This is a genomic window from Fodinicola acaciae (assembly GCF_010993745.1).
Taxonomy (GTDB): domain Bacteria; phylum Actinomycetota; class Actinomycetes; order Mycobacteriales; family HKI-0501; genus Fodinicola; species Fodinicola acaciae.
In genome coordinates this window covers 1678475-1697707 of record NZ_WOTN01000003.1, presented here as the reverse complement: position 1 = coordinate 1697707, position 19233 = coordinate 1678475, and the positions used below count along the sequence as shown (strand labels likewise).

Below are 19233 nucleotides of genomic sequence, written 5' to 3'. Positions count from 1 at the left end.
TCTGTTGCCGACCTCCGGTTTTTACCGAAGCGTTATATGGATCAGCGAGGATGAAGGCGTACACGTCCCCGCAATCCGTCGCGAAAGGAGTCTCGATGTTCAGCGACCTGACCCGCACGCTGACCGGACCGGTGTTGTCACTGTTCCGGGTCGTCATCGGCTTACTCTTCGTCTTCCACGGTCTGCAGCACCTGTTCGGCCTGTTCGGCGGCCAGCCGGTGCCGTTCGCCTCCTGGCCGGCCTGGTACGCCGGCGTCATCGAGCTGGTCGGCGGCGGCCTGGTGCTGGCCGGCCTCGGCAGCCGGATCGCCGCGCTCATCTGCTCCGGCGCGATGGCGTACGCGTACTTCGTCGTGCACCAGCCACACGCGCTGCTGCCGATGGTCAACCACGGTGAGAGCGCGGCCCTGTTCTGCTGGTCGTTCCTGCTCATCGCCGTCCTCGGCCCCGGCCCGTACGCGCTGGGATCCCTGGTCCGCCGGCAGAAGTCGGCGTCCGTCACCGCCTAGGGTCTGTTTCGCAACAGGCCCTAGCATCACCGCGAGGGTGACGTTTTGGCGGTCAGCAGCGGCAGAACGACCGTCAAAACGTCACCCTCGCGGCGGTCAGGTTGGTTGCGCGGCGACGCGCATGTCGATCGGATGGCCGTCGGTGGGACCGGCCGGCCGGCCGGCGCCGAGCAGGTAGAGCGCGGTCTCGGTGATGCCGTCCAGGCCGAGGGCCGCCTCCACCTCGCTGTCCCGGAACGCCGCGGTCTGGAACGGGCCGAGGCCGGCGGCGGTGCTGACCAGGTCGAAGGTCTGACCGAGGTGGCCGGCGTCGAGCATGATCATCCGGAGCGTACGCGGATGCCGGTACTTGTACGCGGCGCGTTTCACCAGCGCGGTCAGGAAACACACGAAACCGGCGTTGATAGCCATCTCCTGGCCGAAAGACAGTCTGTCCACAGTGGACTGGTCGAACGACGCGTCGATCAGCTCCAGGCTGTGTTGCTCGCCGTTGTAGTGATAAAGGCCAGGTGCGACGCCTTCGACGTCGAGTACGCCGACATAGCACTCGATCTCGTGCCGCGCGCCGCCGCCGGGGCTCGTACGCATCTGCAGCGTGCCGTATTCCACGGCGTCGACGAAATACATCGGCGCGAAGGCGAAATGCAGCACGGTCGAGAGCTGTCGCAACGACACCGCTTCCTCGCGGAAGATCCGGTGCGTACGCCGGGCCAGCAGCACCTCGGTGAAATCCTCGCGCAGCGGCAGGAAAGCGCGCGGCAGCCGCACGCGCGGCGCGTCCGGATAACTCTTGAAAATCGCCGGTGGCGGACCGGCGGCCAGGGCCACCGCGGCGGCCTCGCGGCGGTGTTCCAGGTCGTCGCCGATGTAGACGGCGTCCTTGGTGCCGAAATGGAAAAACCGCGCCTCCTGGCTCCAGTTGGCCCACTCCGCGGCCAGCAGGTCCTCGCGCTCGGCCGCTTCCGGCGTACGCAGCAAACCGGCCTCGACCAGGGCCTCGGCCGCGTCGCGCACCGACACCGGGTCGATGCCGGGCAGCCGCTCGGCGACCGACTCGAGGTCGATCCAGTCCTCGAACTCCTCCAACAGCGCCAAAGTCTGCCGGTCGACGACCACCGCGTTGTCCTCGTCCACATCGGACGACTTGGCCGCGAGATAGTCCTCCAGCACGAAGTCGCCCTCGTGCCAATAACCGACCAGGCTGCGCGTACGCCTGAGCTTCACAAACACGTCCTCTCGAAACGTGGTCAACTAGAGGCGTGTTGGGGGACGCCAGACTCGTCCCCCAACACCCCCTACCGGCTAGGCCGGGTGGTTGGACAGCAGGTTGCCGCGGGTCTTCTTGCGGCGGACCGTGACCTTGATCTTCGCCATCTCAGGACACCTCCTCTCGGTTCTCGTACGGACCCTGCGCCGGTGCCGGCGAGGGAGACTTTGGTGGTCGGAAAAGGTCGCGGCGCCAGGCCGTGGCGGCCGCCGCGATGGCCAGTGCCAGCACGGCCAGGCCGATCGCGGCGCGCCAGCCGACGCGGTCCACGAGCCCGCCGGCGAGCGCGTTTCCCAGTGCGCTGCCGGCAAAGGTCGCCGTCGTGGCCCACGCGTACGCCTCGGCGACCGTGCCGCTGGGCGCGCACCGGCCGACCAGTGCGAACTCGCAGATCGTCACCGGCGACAGCGCGAGCCCGGTGATGATGCCGAGCAGAAACATGGCTAGCGGCCACCTGCCGGTCAGCAGCGGAAGCGCGCAGACGGCGTACGCGGCGAGCAGCACCGGATAGCGGATTTCCACGCCACCGCGCCATTTCCGGCTGCCATACCAGAGCCCGCCGGCCGCGCTGCCGATGCCGATCGCGGCGTAGAGCAGGCCGCCGAGGGCCGCGTCGCCGCCATCCTCGGCATAGCCGACCAATGCCACGCGTACGGCTCCGAGCGCCAAGCCCGCTGCCGCGATCGTGCCGACGAGCAACCGAAAACCGGGTTCGCGCAGTGGTCCGAGCAGGTGCGGGTCGCGGCGTGCCACGCGTACGACCTGGTTGCCCGGCACGGTCGCGAAAAACAGGCTGCCGACGGCCAGCACGAGCCCGGTGACCGCCAGCGCGATCGCCGGGCCGGCGACGACGACCAGGCCGGTCACCAGCAGCGGACCGGCGATCAGGTAGACGTCCATGCAAATCGAGTCCAGCGCGAACGCCGTGTCGACCAACTCCGCGGGCAGGACACGGCGCCAGAGCGCGCGTTGGCAGGCGGCGACCGGCGGCAACGTGGCGCCGATCAACAAAGCGCAACAGGAAAGCATAAAAATCGGTGCTTTTGCTAACAAAATGACCATGGCGAAGGTGAGCATGTTGACGATCGCGGTGGTCACCAGCAGCCGCCCCGGACCATAGCGGTCGACCAGCCGGCCGAGCGCCGGACCGGCGACCGCGTAACCGATCGCGGCGGCCGCGGCCACCAGCCCGGCGCTGGTCAGCGACCCGGTGGTCGACTGTACGAGCAACAGCAATCCCAGCGCGTACATGCTGACCGGCAGTCGCGCGACCGCGCCGGAAAACAGGATCGTCCGCGCGCCGGGGAAGCGCAGCAGAGCGACATAACGGTTAGCCATCACGCTGCCTTTCCAACGGCGACAGGATCAGATGCGGACGGCCGTGCCGCGGATGCGGGACGACGTCAGCGGCCACCCCGAAAACCTCGCCCAGCAACTCCGGCGTCAGGACCTTGTCCGGTGCTCCGCTGGCCACGATTTCGCCGGCCCGCAACACATGCAGGCGATCGCAGTAGGCGGCAGCAAGGTTCAGGTCGTGTACGGCCAACAGTGTCGTGAGGCCGAGTTTTCGCACCAGCGCGAGCAGCTCGAGCTGGTGCCGCGCGTCGAGATGGTTGGTCGGCTCGTCCAAAACCAGCACCGGCGTGTCCTGCGCGAGAGCGCGCGCGAGCAGCACGCGTTGCCGCTCGCCGCCGGACAGCGTCGCGTATGGCCGGTCCGCGAACTCCGAGATTTCCAGCCGGTGCAACGCGTTGGCGACCAGTGCGCGGTCGCGTACGGTCGCGGTCGCGAAGGGATGCTTGTGCGGCGTGCGGCCCATCGCCACCATCTCGGTGACCGTGATGTCGAAGTCGGACCGCGTCTCCTGCGGCACCGCGGCGATTTTCCTGGCGGCCGCGACAGGTTTGAGGCCCCACACGTCGGCGTCGTCGAGCCGTACGCGACCGGCCGCCGGTTTCAGGTGCCGATAAACCGTACGCAGCAAGGTGGACTTGCCGCTGCCGTTGGGTCCGACCAGCGCGCCGACCTCGCCGTCTTCGACAATGACGGTGGCGCCGGCGACGATCGTACGGCCGGACAGCTCGACGCGGATGTCGTGCAGTTTCAGCGTCATCTCACAGGCCCGTCTCGCTCAGCCGGCGGCGGCTCATCAGCAGCAGGAAGGCCGGCGCGCCGAGCACGGCCGTGACGATGCCGACCGGCAACTCCTGTGGTCGCAGCAAAAATCGCGCGAGCAAGTCCACCAGCACCAGGAATCCGGCGCCGGCGAGCGCGGCGGCTGGGAGTACGCGCCGGTGGTCGCTGCCGACGACGAGGCGTACGGCGTGCGGAATCACCAGGCCGACGAAGCCGATGCCGCCGGACAGGGCGACCATCACACCCGTGATCACCGACGTCACAACGAAAAGTTCGCGCCGCAGTTGCGCCGGCGGCACGCCGAGGCTGGCCGCGGTCTCGTCACCGACCAGCAGTGCGTTGAGTCCGCGGCCGCGTGCAAGCAGTGCCAGAATGCCGAGAAACAGGACGCTCGCCGGGATGCCGAGGTCGGTCCACCGGGCCGCGGCGAGACTTCCGAGCAACCAGAACAAAGCCGAGTTGGTCTTGCCCGGGTCGTCGGCCTGCAACACCAGATAGTTGGTGATGCCCAGCAGCGCGTATCCGACCGCCACGCCGGCCAGGATCAACCGCGTCGGCGCGAAACCTCCACCGCGCCGGGCCAGCAGATAAACCGCGACGAACGTCAGCAACGCGCCAGCAAAGGCCGCTAGTGCCGGAGAGCCGAAAAAGCTGATGCCGACGACGATCGAGGCGACCGCGCCGAGCGAGGCTCCGGAGGAGATGCCGAGCAGATACGGATCGGCCAGCGGATTGCGCACCAAGGCCTGCGCGGCGACGCCGACGACCGACAATCCCGCGCCGACCAGCGCGCCGAGCAGCACGCGCGGCAGCCGTAAATCCCAGACGATGCTGTCCTGGATGCGCGTCCAGCCGGCCGGATCGCCGAGGCCGGTGATCCGGTACGCCACGATTTTCCAGACGACAACGGGAGAAACGCTCACCGCCCCGTACGCGATGCCGGCGGTCACGGCGACCAGCAGCAGGACGGACAGCGTGCCGAAGACGAGCGTCGTACGCGCGGCCGTCACGCCACCTGCCTCGGATGCAGTTGGTGCGCAAGGGAAACCACCGCGTCGGCGTTGCGTACGCCGCCGTTGGATCCTTCCTCGTACACCAGCCGAGCAAACCTTCCAGTGCGTACGGCGTCGGTGGCGGCCAGCGGCGCGAAACCGCGGACGAACTTCTCGGCGGCCGCGAAGTCGGCGTCGGTCTCGGCCGGATGTCCCTTGTCGTAGACGATCAACAGGATCACGCTCGGGTTTCGCTGCGCGACCGTCTCCCAGCTGACCTTCTGATAAGCCTTGTCCAGGTCGGCGAAGATGTTCTTGCCGCCGGCCAGCGTGATCACCGCGTTGACGGCCTGGCGGTTGCCTGGCGCGTACGGCGTCTGCGTGCCTTCGTCGTACTCGAACGGGAACACCGAAAGCGGCGAGACCCCGGACAGTTTTCCGGTCACCGCGTCGGTCTTCGCCTTCATGCCGGCCTTCAACGCGTCGGCTCTCGCGGTGATGCCGAAGATCTTTCCGAGGTTGTCCAGATCGCGATAGACCAGGTCGAGGCCGGTGCGCGCGGTGGTGGTCACCTTCGAACAGCTGGTGGAAAGCGCAAGATAGGACGGGATCCCGGCGCTGTCCAGCTCTTTCTGGCTGGTGGCGCCGGCCGCGTCGAAGTTGGACGAGAAGCCGCCGACGACGAAGTCAGGGTTGGCGGCCAACAGCTTTTCCCTCGGCACCGGTTGATAACCGCCTGGCTTGTAGGGCCCGGCGAGCTTCGGCAGCTTCTGTACGGCCGCGTCGAACTGGCGCGGAAACGTGCCGGGCTTCGGCGGCGTACCGATGCCGACCACCCGATCGCCGACACCGAGCCAGAACAGCATTTCCAGCACGCTGGTCGTCAACGCCACGACCCGTTTCGGCGGCGTCTTCGCCGCGGTTTTGTGGCCAGTGCAGTCCAAAACCGCGGTGCCGCCGGTCGCCGTCGTGACCGTGCCGGAAGGACCGCCGCAGGCGGCCAGAGCGAGAGCCAGGACCAGGATGATCGCACGTCGATGCATCGGCGTGTGCGCTCCTTCAGGTAGCCACGAAAACCAAGCCGTCGACCAGTTTTCGAGCGCCGTCGCCGTCCGGGGTCACGGCCCATTCGCGGCAGCCGCTGCCGGCCAGTACGACCGCGACCTGGCCCGCGGGACAGGTGCGTACGCAACCGGAGACGGTCACCGTGACGGCCTGCGGTCCGACGCGCGCGTACACCTGCTGACGGACCTGCCGGACCCAGCCGTCGACCGGCTCGGGTCGGCACCGCCCACAGATCAGCACCACGTCGCCGTCCCGCTGGACGCCAACCTCGACCTCGTCGTCGATAACACTTTGGAATAACGCTCGCACGACAGCAATGTCGTCAGTGGTGCCTCGAGAGTTCCGGAAAGATCACGCGCTGTCCATCGACCGGTTTCCGGACATGCCGAGAGCGCATACGAGGTCGTCGCGCGCGCGTGCCACGCGGGAGCGGATGGTGCCGACCGGACAGTCGCAGACCTCGGCGGCCTCCGCATAGGACATGCCGAGCACCTGGGTGAGCACGAAGGCCTCCCGCCGGTCACCGTCCAGACCGCCGATGACCTGCCGCAACAGCACCTCGTGCTGGTGGTCGGCGGCCTGCGAGCCGGCCCGCTCGGCGGCGTCGACCCAGTCGTCGACGGCGCTGGTCAGCGGCCGCCGCCTGCGCTGGCGGAGGTGGTCGGCGGCCGTACGCCGCGCGATCGTCAGCAGCCAGATGCGCGCCGGCGCTTTAGCCGCGAACTTCGGCAGCGAGGCGAAGGCGCGCAGGTAGGTCTCCTGGACCAGGTCCTCGGCGTCGGCGGGGGAGGACAGATAGCCGAGCAGCCGGTGCAGCTGGCGCTGGGTCGCCGCGACGAACCGCTCCGCGGCGGCCCGGTCACCCCGGCCGGCGGCGAGCGCGCAGCGGGTGATCTCCAGGTCGTCCACGGAGCCCACCATACGGCCCGATTGCTTCCGTACGGTGTCAGGGGAACTCCGGTGCGGTTACCGACGACTGGAAGGGTGTGGACGTGCATCGCGATGACGACGGGTTCGTGAGCATCGAGCGGGTGCGGCAAGCGCAGCGGCCGCATCCGGCTGAGGCGCGGAGCGGTTCCGGAGTCGAGCCAGGTCGTTGTGAGCGGGCTCGGGAGGCCATGTCGGCGATCCTCGACGACGAGAATCCCGGTCTGTCGCCGGCCGAGCTGGACGACCACCTCGCCGGCTGCGCCGCCTGCCGCGGCTGGCGTGAGTCGGCCGCCGCGGTCACCCGGCTGACGCGGCTCGCGCCGGCCGCTCCGACGCCGGACGTGACGGCGGCCGTACTGGCGCGGGCGCCGCTGCCGCGGCCGAGCGCGTGGCCGGGACGGCTGCGCTGGCTGCTCGGCCTGGTCTCGGTCGGCCAGCTCGCCGTCGGTGCGGCTCAGCTGCTGGCGCCGCCGGGGATGGCCGGCCACCTGTCGCACGAGACCGGCGCGTTCAACGTGGCGCTCGCCGTCGCGCTGATGTGGGTCGCGCTGAAGCCGGGCCTCGCGGCCACCCAGCTGCCGGTGCTCGGCAGCTTCGTCGGCGTGCTCGTACTGGCCATCGGCGTCGACCTGCTCGACGGCGAGGTGGGGTGGTCGCGGCTGGCCACGCACGTGCCGGTGGTCATCGGCCTGTTGTGTACGGCGTTGCTGCGCCGCTATGGCTGGCCGTCGCTCGGACCCAGCGGCCGCGCGTCCGCGCCCGAGACGGCTGCCGTACCCGGTGCACCGGCCGCGTCCCACCCCGCCGGAGACCGGCCTGACCAGCACCGTTCACCAGCCGCCGAGCATCGCCGCGCCGCCTGACCGGCGCACGTAGGGCTCGCCTACGTGCGCGCAATACTTGTTTAACAAGACATCAAACCGGACATTTGTTCTCGACCGGCAGCCACAACAGCCTTACCAGCCCCAGCAGGCACACCCATCACAGGGACTGGCGGTCGCGCAGGCGTGAAAGCCTTGTTTCTTGCTTCCAGCGCTAGTAACTCGACATTCACGCCACGACTGAACCTCACGAGACGGACATTTAGCGTTACACTCGTCTCTGAGTCCCGCATAGTGGACCTTCTCGCCACCTACCGGGAGGCCACGGCAACCCCCGCCGCCCCAGTCACATCCCTGGACCGACCGCGTACGAAACCGCACCCGCGGCACCCAACAGAACCGACAGCGAAACCCCCGCGTCCCTCCCCTTGAGGTCGCCCTCCGCGTAAGAGTGCCCCGCGAAGGCGTGACGCACGTAAGGGTCCACGCGGCATTGCCGTGGCGGACATCACCGGGCGGCTCGACGGCGTACCGTTGCGGCAACTCACCGGCTGATTTCTGTCTTCTCTGATACCGAAGACATCATCCGGTATGCGAAGATTGGTGACACCATGGCGGATGACCAGGCTCAGGACCAGCGGCGCGCGCCCTCGCCGGCCGTCGACCGTGCGCTGACCGTGCTGGAGACGCTGGTCAGTGCGGACGAGCCGCTGACCCTCACGTCGCTGGCGAAACAGACGAAGATCCCGCTGGCGACCTGCGCGGCCATCGTCTACACGCTGGAGGAACGCGGCTACGCGAGCCGGCGGATCGTCGGCCGCAGCCACTTCTGGCGGCCGACGCTGCGGTTGTACGGCCTGTCCGCGCAGCTGGTCCGCAAGATCGACCTGTCCGAGATCGCGCAGCCGCACCTGCGCCGCCTCGCCGACTCACTCGGCATGCCGGCCCACGTCGGCGTGCTGAACGGCCGCACGGTCGTCTACGTGGCGAAGGCCGCGCCGCCCGGTTTCATCCAGTTCGACACCTATCCCGGCAAGGTGGCGCCGTTCAACCTGACCGCACTCGGCCGCGCCATCGCCGCCTACCTGCCGGACAGCGAGCTCGCGCCGCTGCTCGGCCAGCTCGCGGTCGGCACCGGCCCCAAGGCGCCGCCGCCGACCACCGAGGCCTTCCGCGAGGCGCTGCTGTCCGTACGCGACCAGGGCTACGCGCTGGAGGACGAGGAGGAGACCGCCGAGATCGCCTGTGTGGCGGCGCCGTTCTTCGACGCACAGGGGGCCGTGGCCGGCTCTGTCGGCGTCACCGGTTTCTCGCGCGAGATCGCCGGCGACCGGCTGCCGGCGATCATCGACGCCGTACGCACGCAGAGCCGCGAGCTCTCGCGCCAGCTCGGCCACATGCCGGTCGCCGCACACTGACCGAGGAACCCCTGGTGATCCTTCCCGTCACCGACTACCCTTCGAATAACAAGGTCAGTCTTCGAGATTTGGGAAATGATGCTGCGGATGGCGTTGGCCGGGCTCGGCGACATCGGCCTGAGCGCTCACCTGCCGGCGATGCTGCGCTCGCCGGAGGTGACCCTCGCCGCGGTCGTCGACCCTGACCCGCGCCGCCGCGAGATCGCCGGCATCCCCGCCTACGAGGACCTGAGCCAGCTGCCGGACGACATCCCGGCCGTCGTGCTGGCGACGCCGCCCTGGGTCACCACCGACGCGATCGTCGGCCTCGCCGACCGGTTCGTCCTCGCCGAGAAGCCGGTCGCCACCTCGGTCGCCGCCGCCGAGCCGCTCACCAGGATCGACGGCTCGCGCGTCCAGGTCGGCATGACATATCGGCACGACCCGGCGATGGTGCAGCTGCGCGAGTGGATCGCCGGCGGGGTCCTCGGCGACCGGTTGGTCGTACGCGCGCACATCTATGACGAGCGCCGCGATCCGCGCGACCCGGAACATACCGAGAGAATCAGGAAAACTCTCGACCACGGCCTGCCGGTGCTGCACGAGGGCTCGCATTTCTTCGACTGGATCGGCTATCTGCTCGGCGGCGAACCACGAATCGACGACGCCTGGTCGGTGCGTACGGCCGACGTGCGCAACCTGACCGGCGCGCGGCTGAGCTATCCCGGCGGCCACGTCGCGCTGATCGAGTGCGGCTGGCTCACCGCCGCGATGCCGCCGTGCGAGCTGAGCGTGCTCGGCGACCGTGGCTATGCGGTGTTGGACTGCCGCACGTTCTCGCTGCGACTGTCCACAGAGGACGGTGAGCGGTTGGTCGAGTTTCCCGGTGAGCGTACGCAGCGCTGCTTCGATCGCCAGCTGGCCCGGTTTGTCCAGCTGGTGCGGGGAAAAGCCGAGGCGTCGCCGAGCCTGGCCGACGGCCTCGCGGCACTGCGGATCAGCGAACGAGTGGCCGAGGCGAGTGCGGAGGTGGTCCGGTGAGGGTCGTACGGTGGCAGGAGTCCACCCGCGGCGAGCTGTCCGAGCTGTTGCCAGAAGCGGTCGTGGTGCTGCCGATCGGCGCCACCGAGCAACACGGTCCGCACCTGGCGACCGGCACGGATGCCTTGCTGGCGACCGAAATCGTCGAGCGCGCGGTGCCGGCCGCGGCGATCGAGCGGCCGTTCGTCATCGCGCCGACCCAGTCGTACGGCGCGTCCGACCACCACCTGCCCTTCGGCGGCACGCTTTCGCTGACCGTCGAGACGTTGATCGCCGTGCTGGTCGATCTCGGCCGTTCGATCGCCGCCGGCGGCGGTCGCCGGTTGGTGATCGTCAACGGTCACGGCGGAAACCAGGGCGTCTGCCACGCCGCCGGCTCGGCGATCTCCACCCGCTATGGCGTCGCGGTCGCGCACATCGACTACTGGGCCGTGGCCGACACTTTTCCCGGCCACGCGGGAGAGTTCGAGACGTCGCTGGTGATGGGCGTACGACCGGAGCTGGTGCGCGAACGCAAGCCGCGCGAGCGCCTGCCGGAGCCGCGCGCCATACCTGGCGCCGGCATTCATTCGGCGGCGGTCTGGGACGACATCGACGGCTACACCGACGATCCGGCTCGCGCGACCGCCGAGGACGGGACGAAGACGCTGGACAGATTGGTGGCCGAAATGACCAACCGGCTGATCGAATGCGCGAGGCAGCTGTGATCGACTTCCACACCCACACCCCGGCGTGGCACACCGCGAGCTGGCTGGCCGGCGCCGCGTTCGGCGCCGACGAGTTCGCGACTTTCATGGACTCGGCGGGGATTTCCGCCGCCGTGGTGCTCAGCCACGACGGACTTTTCAATCCCACGCCGGAAGCCAACGACGAGGTCGCCGCCTTCGTGGCAAAGCATCCCGAGCGGATGTTCGGCTTCTGTACGGTCAGTCCGCGACAACCGACCGCCGCCGACGAGCTCCAGCGCTGCTTCGGCGAGCTCGGCATGCGCGGCCTGAAACTGCATCCGTGGCTGCAGGGTTTCAGCATGCACGAGCCGAGCCTCGACCCGCTGTGCGAGATTGTCGAGGCGGCCGGAGCAATTCTGCTCTCACACGACGGCACCCCGCCTTATTCCACCGCTTTGCAGATCGCCGCGTTGGCCCGCCGGCATCCGCGGCTGCCGGTGGTGCTCGGTCACGGCGGCCTGCACGACACCTGGCGCGAAGCTTTGGCCGCCACGCAGGAAACCGACAACCTCTACCTGTGCATTTGCGGCACGCCACCGTACGCGGCCAGGCACATCCTGGAAAACGGCCCGATCGACAAGATTCTTTTCGGCACCGACGCCGGCCTCAGTGAGAAGGCCAGCCAGGACTACGCCGTGGCGCGCGTCGCCGAGATCGACGGTTGGGGGATCAGCGCGGCCGCCCGGCAGGCCATGCTTGTCGACAACCCGGCGCGACTTTTGGGGCTGTCATGAGCAAGATCGCCGCCATCGACACCGCTCAGGTGCACCTTCGGGCGCATCCCGACCTGGTCGTGCAGGGCGCCAAAGGCGCACACGACAAGTCCGACTTCCTGCTCGTACGTGTGATGACCAGCGACGGCATCACCGGTTTCGGCGAGGTCAGCGCCACGCCGCTGTGGAGCGGTGAGGACGGCACGACGGCGGAGCATTTCGTCCGCCGGATCATCGCGCCGGCGCTGGTCGGTGCGCCGCTGACTCCGGTCGGCGCGCTCGAGTCCACAATGGACCGGCTGATCGCCGGAAATCCCTTTACCAAGGCCGGTGTGGCGATCGCGCTCTGGGACGCGTACGCGCGCACGCTCGACGTGCCGCTGGTGGAGGCGCTCGGCGGTCCGTATCGTCGCGAGGTGCCGATCAAGCTCTCACTGTCCGGCGACGACGAGCACCTGCGCAAGGTGCAGGCGGCGGCCGCCTCCGCGGGATTTCGCGCGTTCAAGGTGAAAGTCGGCCTCGGAGTCGACGGCGATGTCAGGCGGATGGCACTGGCCCGGGAAATCGTCGGCCCGGACGGTTTCCTCGGCGTCGACGCCAACTGCGGCTGGACCAGGGCCGAGGCGCGGCGTGCGATCCGGCTGCTGGCGCCATACGATCCGGCGTTCGTCGAGCAGCCGCTCGCGGCCAGTGACCTGGCTGGCATGGCGGAGCTGCGCGGCGAAGGTTTTCCTGTGGTCGCTGACGAATCCGTCTTTGGCATGACCGATCTCGTACGGGTCGTCGAAGCGCGTGCGGCCGACGTGGTGAGTGTCTACGTCGGCAAGTCCGGCGGACCTGGCCGCGCGGTCGAGCTGGGACGTACGGCCGCCGCCTTCGGCCTCGGCACGCTGATCGGCTCCAACGGAGAGCTCGGCCTCGGTGCCGCCGCGCAGCTCCACGTGGCCTGCGCGTTGCCTGAGCTGACAACGGAGTTTCCGTCCGACATCATCGGCGCGCATTACTACGCCGAGGACATTTTGGCCTCACCGCTGGACAGCGACGGCCGGTTCGTCCGGTTGCCGGACGCGCCGGGACTCGGCGTGCGTCCGCGTGAGGATGTGTTGTCGCTATTCGAGGAGAAGTCGTGATCGTCGACGCGCACGTACGGCTGGGGGACGGTCGCGAGGCCTCGCTGAGCGCCCAGACCCTGCTGTCCACAATGGACGAGCTCGGCATCGACGTGGCGTTGGCGTCGCCTGCTGAGCGGGACATCGCGTTTTCCAACGAGGACGGCAATGCCGCCGTGTGCGCGGCGGCCGCGGCCTCTGGCGGCCGGATCTTGCCGTACGCCGTCGCGACTCCGTGGCGCGCTGACGCGGTCGAGGTGTTGGCGAAAGCGGCCGACGCCGGTGCGGTGGCCCTCGCGGTCGATCCGGCGTTGCAGGGTTTCGACCTGTTGGACGGCCTGATCGAGCCGCTGCTGGCTTTCGCGGCCTCGCGCGGCTGGTTTGTCTACGTACGCACCGGCACCCCGCCGGCCGCTTTGCCGTTGCCGTTGGCGACTCTCGCGCGGCGGCATCCCGAGCTGCGTTTTCTGATGGGCCGCAGCGGCGCGACCGACTTCTGGATCGACGCGGTTCCGGCCTTGCGGCACGCGGAAAACCTGTTCGCGGACACGTCGTACGCGCCGTGGGACACCGTGCTCACCAGCTTCGCCGTCGACGAGTCGATCGGCACCGACCGGGTGGTTTTCTCGACGGATCTGCCATACACGGTCGGTGAGGCCGAGCTCAAACGCATCCGCGACTGGAACATCGCCGACCAGGCACGCGCCGCCGTACTCGCCACCAACATCCAGTCATTGCTCGGAAACTAACGCGGCACGGAGCGAAGAGCCGGCCAGAGCCAGAACGCCGCGAAGACGACGGCGGTGCCGGACAGCGCCATCGCGACCGAGGTGGGGACGATCTCTGCCACTGCCCCGAAAACGCCGGGGCCGACACCCTGCGCGGTCATCATCCCGGTCGTCAGCAGGCCGAAAGCCTGACCGCGTACGGCGGGGTCGACGGCATCGCGAAACCGCGCCTGCAGACCCAGCGCATGGCTGAAACCGAGCGCCGAGACCACCAGCAGAATCCCCATGATGAGTGGAGACGGCGAAAAGATCAGGAAGATCAATGGTGCGCCGCAGAGCGCGACCAGCGCTGGCACGAGCCGTTCGCGCAGCCGCGGCCGGACGAACCGGCCGACCAGCAGGTTGCCGACCAGCATGCCGACCGGCAGGCAGGCCAGCAGCACTCCGGCCGCGCCCGGCGGAAAACCGCGCTGCGCCGCGTACGGAATGATCAGGCCTTCAGCGCCGACCGCGATGCCGGAGGGCAACCAGTGCGCGAGCAGCAGCGTACGCACCCATGGATCGGCGAGCAACCGCAGGTTGCCGCCCCAGCTTTCGCGCATCAGTGATCCGGACTTCGGGGCCGGCGCCGGGAAACGCGACAGTCCGAAGTAGACAGTGATGGCCGCGAACAAATGGCAGCCGGCGCAGACGAGCAGCGCGTGCCGGCCACCGATCGCTCCGACGGTCAGTCCGCCGATCGCCAGGCCGGCCAGTTGCGCGACCGACGATGCCATGTTTGTCAGCGAACGCGCCAGCACGTACGCGTCACCGGGCAACACGTCGGCGGTGAGCCGCGCCGACGCCGAGCCGAAAATCGGTGTCAGGCAAGCGATCGCGCCGACCAGAGTGAGGCTGGCCCAGACCGGCATCGGCAGCAGGCCGAGCGCGATCGCGCCGCCGCATTCGAGCGCGTAACCGGCGACGATCAGGCCGCGCGGCGGCAACCGGTCGGAAAGCGCGCCGAAGAGGCTGGAGCCGATCACCTGCGGCAGAAAGCCGATGCCGTAGGTGACGGCGGCGAGCAGCGGTGAACCGGTGACGCCGTAGACCAGCACCGAGAGCGCGACGATCCGCAGTGTGTCGGCGGCGATCGCCAGCGTACGGCTGCCGAACAGCACGCGAAAGGTCGGATTGGCCAGCACTTCGGCATAGCTGGCCGGCCGGTCGGTCGTCACGGACATGCTCACCAGCATCGGTCCGACGACGGCGGCCCGGCGAATGATACGTCTCAGGACGTAAGGTGGAGCGGTGATTCGTTACGAGATCGGCGCCGACGACCTGGTACGCAGCAGGTTCGCGCTGTCGCCGCTGTTCGAGCTCACGCATCTGCTGCGGGTGCTCGGCGGCACCGGCCGGCGCCACCAGCTGCCACCGGAATGGGACGCTCGGTTGCGCCCGGTTTTTCGGCGCCTGTATGACGAAACCGACATTCACGCGTTGATCGCCCTGCAGCCTCCGCGTTATGGCGCGGATTTCATCGCGCCGCCGCCGGCGACCCTCGCACAGACCGTCGAGGACGATCTCGCGGCCGTACGCGCGACGCCACTGGCACAGGCTCGCCGTGAGATCGCTCTGTGCCTCGAGCGCCGGCCGGCGAAGGAACGCGCCATGGCCGTACTCAATCGCAAAGACGTCGTCGAGCGGCTGGCGACCGCGATCGAGATCGCCTGGCGCGAGCTGCTCGCCGCGGACTGGCCGCGACTGCGTGCCATCTGCGAACGCGACGTGGTTTTTCGCGCCGGTCAGCTCGGCCGCGAAGGCTGGGCCGTGGTGATCGACGGTCTGCACACCAGCATCCGCTGGCGGTCAGGTGGCGTGGAAATCCTCCGGCCACCGGTCGCGACCGTTTCGGTCGGCAGCAACGGTTTGCTGCTGGTGCCGTCGGTGTTCGTCTTTCCGACCGTTGCCGTGACGTACGAGAAACCGTGGCCGGCCGCGGTCATCTATCCGGCGCGCGGAATTTCCGCCCTGTGGGAACCAACCGCCGGCCGAGAGGCCGGCGCGCTGGAGGATCTGCTCGGCCGGTCGCGTGCGCGGCTCCTGGTCGCGTTGGAGCAGCCCGCCAGCACGACACAGTTGGCGCGCAGCCTCAGACTGGCCACCGGTGCTGTCGGCGACCACCTCACCGTCCTGCGCCGCGCCGGCCTCCTGGACCGCGCACGCTCCGGCCGGTCGGTGCTTTATCGCCGTACGCCTCTCGGCGACGCCTTGGCCGCCTCTTCCGACAGCTGACCATCGCGACAGACGGGCCGGTCGGCTCCGCGCCTTGGCCGCCGGCCTGTACCTACCCGGATAGTCCTGTTTCGCGTGATCTCTCAACTCGCTTTTCTTGCGCGATCGGACGGGACGGCAAGTCATCTCGCAGCCGTCATCAATGGTCTCACTCCAGCCTGACCAAACCACCGCCAACCCCGTCGCGGCCATTCGACCGCCAAAACGTCAACCTCACGTAGTAGTAGTGGCGGCTATTGAAGTCCACCGCGTGCGCTGCGATTTACGTTGCTACACAACGGAAACCGCGACCGCGGCGGTCTGGAACTGTCACCCGATCTGGTATCATCGATGGCATGACCACTCCTTCCTTCCAGCCGGCGAATGATCCGTCGTTGCTGTCGGGCAAGGAGGAGTTCGCGGTCGCGTTGCGGTTCGCCGAGCAGGCGGTGCGCGCGGCCAAAGCCGCGCTTCTCGCGGTGGTGAAAGCCGCTGATGATCAGACAATCGCGACAAAGTTCGGCCATGCCGACACGGCGGCGTTCTTGGAGGATTTCCTGAAGTTCTCGCCGACTGAGGCGGGTCGGTGTGTGCGGCGCGCTCGGGCGTTCTGCGGCGGCCGCGCGTTGGCTACTGGTGAGAAGTTGGCGCCGCAGCTGGAATATGCCGGTGAGGCGATGCGCCCGTGGTGAGTTGGCGGACTCCCAGTTGGACGCCCCGGCAGCCTGATGCAGGAAATTCTGTCGCCACTGGCGAAGCCGCGCACCGACGACAAAGGCAAAACCAAAGACCTGCGTTCGGCCGTGCAGCGCAACGGTGATGCGTTGGCTGAGGCGCTGAACTTGATCGCCGACAGTGAAAAGCTGCCGATCCAGGGCCGTGAGCGTCCCCATCTGACGATCACGTTGTCGTGGGAGATGCTCAGGGACAAGCTGGGCCAGGTCCGCGCGTACGAAAACACCGTCCTCAGCACCGAAGCCGCCCGGCGGTTGGCGTGCGATGCGACATCACTCCGCTGGTGCTCGGCACGAAAAGCGAAGCGTTGGATGTTGACCGTACGCGGCTGCGCGATGATCGGCTGCACGAGGCCTGTCCGCTGGACGAGAGCCCACCACGTGATTCACTGGGCCGACGGCGGAAAAACCTCCATCGACAACTGCGTGCTGCTCTGTGAGGCGGACCACCGGCAGATCCACCACGGCGACTGGCAAGTCCGCATGGTCGACGGCATCCCGGAGTTCATTCCACCACGATATGTGGACATTGAACAAAAGCCGCTACGAAATACTTACCACCTGCTCAACTGAACTAAACCCGGACAACTGCCCGAGATCATCACCGGTGCACCCGAACGCCGAAGCATGCTCATCGACGCCACCATCATCGTCCGCAACCTCATCCGACGAGCGTCAGCACTGGCTTGTTTCGAGCGCACCGAAGAACGCGCGGATGTCCTCGACGAGGAGATCCGGGGCCTCCAGGGCAGCGAAATGACCACCGCGGTCGAATTCGGTCCAGCGTACGACGTTGTGTTCGCGCTCCACCAGCCGGCGGATCGCCGGATCGGTGGGAAAAATGGCGACCGCGGTCGGTACGCCCGACGGTGACAGGTCCGGATTGTCGATCCGCGTCTCATAATAGAGATGCGCGGAGGTCGCACCCGTGCCAGTCAGCCAATAGAGCGTGACATTGGTCAGCAGCAGGTCAAGATCGACCGCGTCTTCCGGCAGCTCGCGAGCCGGATCGGTCCACTCCCGGAACTTCTCGATGATCCAGGCCAGTTGACCGACCGGCGAGTCGTTGAGCGCGAAGCTCAGGGTGTGCGGGCGCGTGCTCTGGAGGTCGGCATATCCGGTGCCGGTTTCCTTGATCTCGTACGCGAAAGCCAGCCGCTCGCGCTCCAGGTCGGTGAGGTCGCCGGACGGAAAGGCCAGGCCGCCGTTGATATGGACGCCGACGACGTGGTCGGGATCGACGCGGCCGACCTCCGGTGACACGACCGAGCCGGTGTCGCCGCCCTGCGTGCCATAACGGGAATAGCCGAGCCGCCGCATCAGCTCGGCCCACGCCAGCGCGATCCGGTGGTGGTTCCAGCCCGGCTCGGAAAGCGGCGTGGAGAAGCCGAAACCTGGCACGGATGGCACGACGACGTGGAACGACTCGGCCAGCGGCTCGATGATTTTCACCAGCTCGACGAAAGAACCTGGCCAGCCATGCGTCACCAGCAACGGCAGCGCGGATGGATCCTTTGATCGTACGTGCAGGAAGTGGATCGTCTGGCCGTCGATCTCGGTCAGATACTGAGGAAACTCGATGAGTCGCGCTTCCCATCGCCGCCAGTCATAGCTGTGCAGCCAATAATCCACCACACCACGCAGATAGTCGACTGGCACACCACGGGACCAGCCGACATCGAGTTGCGCCGGCCACCGAGTACGCGCCAGGCGGTCGCGCAGATCGGTCAACGCCTCATCGGGAAAGGCGATCCGAAACGGTCGCATGTGCGATCCCTTCCACGGTCAGGATGTTGTCGAAGGCCACCTCGGCCGCGCCGACCAGCCGGCCGTCCGCACCGAGAGAAGACGCGATGAGTGGCGGCGGATCCTTGCGATAGAAGCGCATCAGGCCGGACCGATAGCTCGACCGCAGCTCTTTTCCCACCAGGTCCGGGCCGGAGAGTGTCACGGCGTCCGGATCGAGCGCGTTGACCAGGCCGCCGAGGCCGCGGCCGAGCGCACGTGCCGCTCCTGCGCCGGTGACCTCACGTTCCCAGCAACCGTAAGCCCCGCAGGGACACCGACGTGCCGGATCGCCGAACGGGAGATGGCCAAACTCGCCGTCGTTGACCGGCATCCCATCGACGACCAGCGCGCCGCCGACACCGGCCTCGACGGCGATGTGCAGCAGCCTGCGTACGCCCGCACCGGCACCTCGCCGAGCCTCGGCCATGCCGGCCAGTGTGGCGTCGTTTCCTACCAGCAAAGGCAATCCGCGCGACCGCAGTGGCGACAGAGACACATCCCGCCAGCCGAAAGACGACCCCTGGACGATGCGGTCACCGCGTACGGTGGCGGCGACCGCGACCGACACCGCCCGGATCCGCCCGCCAAAACGTCGCCGCGCGGCGGTGGTTTTGGCTGCCACGGCGGAGATGGCGGCGGCCGGATCCCGACGCTGGAGCGGCGCGGAGGCGCACTCGGTCGTGCGACCGCCAAGCTCGGCGACCGCGACCCGCCACCGGTCGTATCCGATGTCGACCAGGCAGGCCAGCGGGCCGTGCGGATGCGCCACCAGCCGCGGCGACGGCCGGCCGCGGCCACCGGTCGGCGCCGGCGCGTCCTCGGCGAGCAGGCTGTCCGCCTTGAGACGCGTTGTGATCTCGGTCGCGGAACCGCTGCTCAGCTCCAGCGCACGCGCCATCTCCGCGCGCGAAACGCCAGGATGCGCGTGTACGTGACGCAACACCGCCAACGCACCCTGGTAACGCAACGCCTGTGCCTGGTAAGCCGTCATCTTTATTATCCTCGCCTGACGAGGATAATAG

The 19233-nt window shown here is 68.2% G+C and carries 21 protein-coding genes; 11 read left to right on the top strand and 10 right to left on the bottom strand.

Annotated elements, in window-relative coordinates:
- Window positions 1-95: 95 nt before the first annotated feature.
- Window positions 96-509 (top strand): DoxX family protein, encoded by a 414-nt coding sequence (locus GNX95_RS34245; protein WP_163511780.1) that lies wholly within the window; start codon window positions 96-98, stop codon window positions 507-509.
- 96 nt (window positions 510-605) lie between these two features.
- Here the strand turns inward: GNX95_RS34245 and GNX95_RS34240 are convergent, their stop codons facing one another.
- From GNX95_RS34240 to GNX95_RS34210, 7 genes are all read right to left on the bottom strand, one after another.
- Complete coding sequence (locus tag GNX95_RS34240) at window positions 606-1733, bottom strand: SagB/ThcOx family dehydrogenase (protein WP_163511779.1); 1128 nt, start codon at window positions 1731-1733, stop codon at window positions 606-608.
- Window positions 1734-1884: 151 nt separating this feature from the next.
- The gene (locus tag GNX95_RS34235) at window positions 1885-3114 is read right to left on the bottom strand and encodes an MFS transporter (RefSeq protein WP_163511778.1); all 1230 of its coding nucleotides are present in this window, start codon (window positions 3112-3114) and stop codon (window positions 1885-1887) included.
- Entirely contained in the window at window positions 3107-3889 is a 783-nt protein-coding gene (locus tag GNX95_RS34230) for an ABC transporter ATP-binding protein (RefSeq protein WP_163511777.1), read from the bottom strand. The genes GNX95_RS34235 and GNX95_RS34230 overlap by 8 nt, the downstream gene beginning before the upstream one ends.
- A gap of 1 nt (window position 3890) precedes the next feature.
- Complete coding sequence (locus tag GNX95_RS34225; protein WP_163511776.1) at window positions 3891-4922, bottom strand: FecCD family ABC transporter permease; 1032 nt, start codon at window positions 4920-4922, stop codon at window positions 3891-3893.
- Window positions 4919-5947 (bottom strand): ABC transporter substrate-binding protein, encoded by a 1029-nt coding sequence (locus GNX95_RS34220; RefSeq protein WP_163511775.1) that lies wholly within the window; start codon window positions 5945-5947, stop codon window positions 4919-4921. The genes GNX95_RS34225 and GNX95_RS34220 overlap by 4 nt, the downstream gene beginning before the upstream one ends.
- A gap of 16 nt (window positions 5948-5963) precedes the next feature.
- A complete protein-coding gene (locus GNX95_RS34215; RefSeq protein WP_163511774.1) occupies window positions 5964-6278 on the bottom strand; it encodes a hypothetical protein in 315 nt (104 codons plus the stop codon).
- 42 nt (window positions 6279-6320) lie between these two features.
- A complete protein-coding gene (locus GNX95_RS34210) occupies window positions 6321-6890 on the bottom strand; it encodes a sigma-70 family RNA polymerase sigma factor (protein ID WP_187369737.1) in 570 nt (189 codons plus the stop codon).
- Between the two features lie 71 nt (window positions 6891-6961).
- Here GNX95_RS34210 and GNX95_RS34205 point away from each other — a divergent pair, with 71 nt between their 5' ends.
- The 7 genes from GNX95_RS34205 to GNX95_RS34175 all read left to right on the top strand — a co-directional run bounded on the left by GNX95_RS34205 (window position 6962) and on the right by GNX95_RS34175 (window position 13457).
- Entirely contained in the window at window positions 6962-7762 is an 801-nt protein-coding gene (locus tag GNX95_RS34205) for a zf-HC2 domain-containing protein (protein ID WP_163511772.1), read from the top strand.
- A gap of 569 nt (window positions 7763-8331) precedes the next feature.
- The gene (locus GNX95_RS34200; protein ID WP_163511771.1) at window positions 8332-9138 is read left to right on the top strand and encodes an IclR family transcriptional regulator; all 807 of its coding nucleotides are present in this window, start codon (window positions 8332-8334) and stop codon (window positions 9136-9138) included.
- Between the two features lie 75 nt (window positions 9139-9213).
- Window positions 9214-10158, top strand: a complete 945-nt coding sequence (locus GNX95_RS34195) for a Gfo/Idh/MocA family protein (protein ID WP_163511770.1) — start codon at window positions 9214-9216, stop codon at window positions 10156-10158.
- Window positions 10155-10865 (top strand): creatininase family protein, encoded by a 711-nt coding sequence (locus GNX95_RS34190; RefSeq protein ID WP_163511769.1) that lies wholly within the window; start codon window positions 10155-10157, stop codon window positions 10863-10865. The genes GNX95_RS34195 and GNX95_RS34190 overlap by 4 nt, the downstream gene beginning before the upstream one ends.
- Window positions 10847-11620 (top strand): amidohydrolase family protein, encoded by a 774-nt coding sequence (locus tag GNX95_RS34185; RefSeq protein WP_222854123.1) that lies wholly within the window; start codon window positions 10847-10849, stop codon window positions 11618-11620. Before GNX95_RS34190 ends, GNX95_RS34185 begins: the two co-directional genes overlap by 19 nt.
- Complete coding sequence (locus tag GNX95_RS34180; RefSeq protein WP_163511768.1) at window positions 11617-12729, top strand: mandelate racemase/muconate lactonizing enzyme family protein; 1113 nt, start codon at window positions 11617-11619, stop codon at window positions 12727-12729. Before GNX95_RS34185 ends, GNX95_RS34180 begins: the two co-directional genes overlap by 4 nt.
- A complete protein-coding gene (locus GNX95_RS34175; protein ID WP_222854122.1) occupies window positions 12726-13457 on the top strand; it encodes an amidohydrolase family protein in 732 nt (243 codons plus the stop codon). The genes GNX95_RS34180 and GNX95_RS34175 overlap by 4 nt, the downstream gene beginning before the upstream one ends.
- Here GNX95_RS34175 and GNX95_RS34170 read toward each other — a convergent pair.
- Window positions 13454-14659, bottom strand: coding sequence for an MFS transporter (locus tag GNX95_RS34170; RefSeq protein ID WP_163511767.1), 1206 nt, complete (start codon window positions 14657-14659; stop codon window positions 13454-13456). The genes GNX95_RS34175 and GNX95_RS34170 overlap by 4 nt on opposite strands.
- 67 nt (window positions 14660-14726) lie before the next feature.
- On the opposite strand from GNX95_RS34170, the gene GNX95_RS34165 reads away from it, so the two are divergent.
- The 3 genes from GNX95_RS34165 to GNX95_RS34155 all read left to right on the top strand — a co-directional run bounded on the left by GNX95_RS34165 (window position 14727) and on the right by GNX95_RS34155 (window position 16996).
- Entirely contained in the window at window positions 14727-15710 is a 984-nt protein-coding gene (locus GNX95_RS34165; protein WP_163511766.1) for a winged helix-turn-helix domain-containing protein, read from the top strand.
- 335 nt (window positions 15711-16045) lie between these two features.
- Window positions 16046-16381, top strand: coding sequence for a hypothetical protein (locus tag GNX95_RS34160; protein ID WP_163511765.1), 336 nt, complete (start codon window positions 16046-16048; stop codon window positions 16379-16381).
- 36 nt (window positions 16382-16417) lie between these two features.
- Complete coding sequence (locus GNX95_RS34155) at window positions 16418-16996, top strand: HNH endonuclease signature motif containing protein (protein ID WP_163511764.1); 579 nt, start codon at window positions 16418-16420, stop codon at window positions 16994-16996.
- 102 nt (window positions 16997-17098) lie between these two features.
- On the opposite strand, the gene GNX95_RS34150 is transcribed toward GNX95_RS34155, so the two are convergent.
- Window positions 17099-18190, bottom strand: a complete 1092-nt coding sequence (locus tag GNX95_RS34150) for an epoxide hydrolase family protein (RefSeq protein WP_163511763.1) — start codon at window positions 18188-18190, stop codon at window positions 17099-17101.
- On the bottom strand, window positions 18159-19202 hold the full coding sequence (locus GNX95_RS34145; RefSeq protein ID WP_163511762.1) for an ROK family transcriptional regulator: 1044 nt from the start codon (window positions 19200-19202) through the stop codon (window positions 18159-18161). The genes GNX95_RS34150 and GNX95_RS34145 overlap by 32 nt, the downstream gene beginning before the upstream one ends.
- Window positions 19203-19233 lie beyond the last annotated feature (31 nt).

Excerpts from the sequence above, each read along its gene's own strand:
- GNX95_RS34245 (WP_163511780.1), top strand. The coding sequence starts at position 96 with ATGTTCAGCGACCTGACCCGCACGCTGACCGGACCGGTGTTGTCACTG.
- GNX95_RS34235 (WP_163511778.1), bottom strand. The coding sequence starts at position 3,114 with ATGGCTAACCGTTATGTCGCTCTGCTGCGCTTCCCCGGCGCGCGGACG.
- GNX95_RS34230 (WP_163511777.1), bottom strand. The coding sequence starts at position 3,889 with ATGACGCTGAAACTGCACGACATCCGCGTCGAGCTGTCCGGCCGTACG.
- GNX95_RS34220 (WP_163511775.1), bottom strand. The coding sequence starts at position 5,947 with ATGCATCGACGTGCGATCATCCTGGTCCTGGCTCTCGCTCTGGCCGCC.
- GNX95_RS34210 (WP_187369737.1), bottom strand. The coding sequence starts at position 6,890 with ATGGTGGGCTCCGTGGACGACCTGGAGATCACCCGCTGCGCGCTCGCC.
- GNX95_RS34200 (WP_163511771.1), top strand. The coding sequence starts at position 8,332 with ATGGCGGATGACCAGGCTCAGGACCAGCGGCGCGCGCCCTCGCCGGCC.
- GNX95_RS34195 (WP_163511770.1), top strand. The coding sequence starts at position 9,214 with ATGATGCTGCGGATGGCGTTGGCCGGGCTCGGCGACATCGGCCTGAGC.
- GNX95_RS34185 (WP_222854123.1), top strand. The coding sequence starts at position 10,847 with ATGCGCGAGGCAGCTGTGATCGACTTCCACACCCACACCCCGGCGTGG.
- GNX95_RS34180 (WP_163511768.1), top strand. The coding sequence starts at position 11,617 with ATGAGCAAGATCGCCGCCATCGACACCGCTCAGGTGCACCTTCGGGCG.
- GNX95_RS34170 (WP_163511767.1), bottom strand. The coding sequence starts at position 14,659 with ATGTCCGTGACGACCGACCGGCCGGCCAGCTATGCCGAAGTGCTGGCC.
- GNX95_RS34160 (WP_163511765.1), top strand. The coding sequence starts at position 16,046 with ATGACCACTCCTTCCTTCCAGCCGGCGAATGATCCGTCGTTGCTGTCG.
- GNX95_RS34155 (WP_163511764.1), top strand. The coding sequence starts at position 16,418 with ATGCAGGAAATTCTGTCGCCACTGGCGAAGCCGCGCACCGACGACAAA.
- GNX95_RS34150 (WP_163511763.1), bottom strand. The coding sequence starts at position 18,190 with ATGCGACCGTTTCGGATCGCCTTTCCCGATGAGGCGTTGACCGATCTG.
- GNX95_RS34145 (WP_163511762.1), bottom strand. The coding sequence starts at position 19,202 with ATGACGGCTTACCAGGCACAGGCGTTGCGTTACCAGGGTGCGTTGGCG.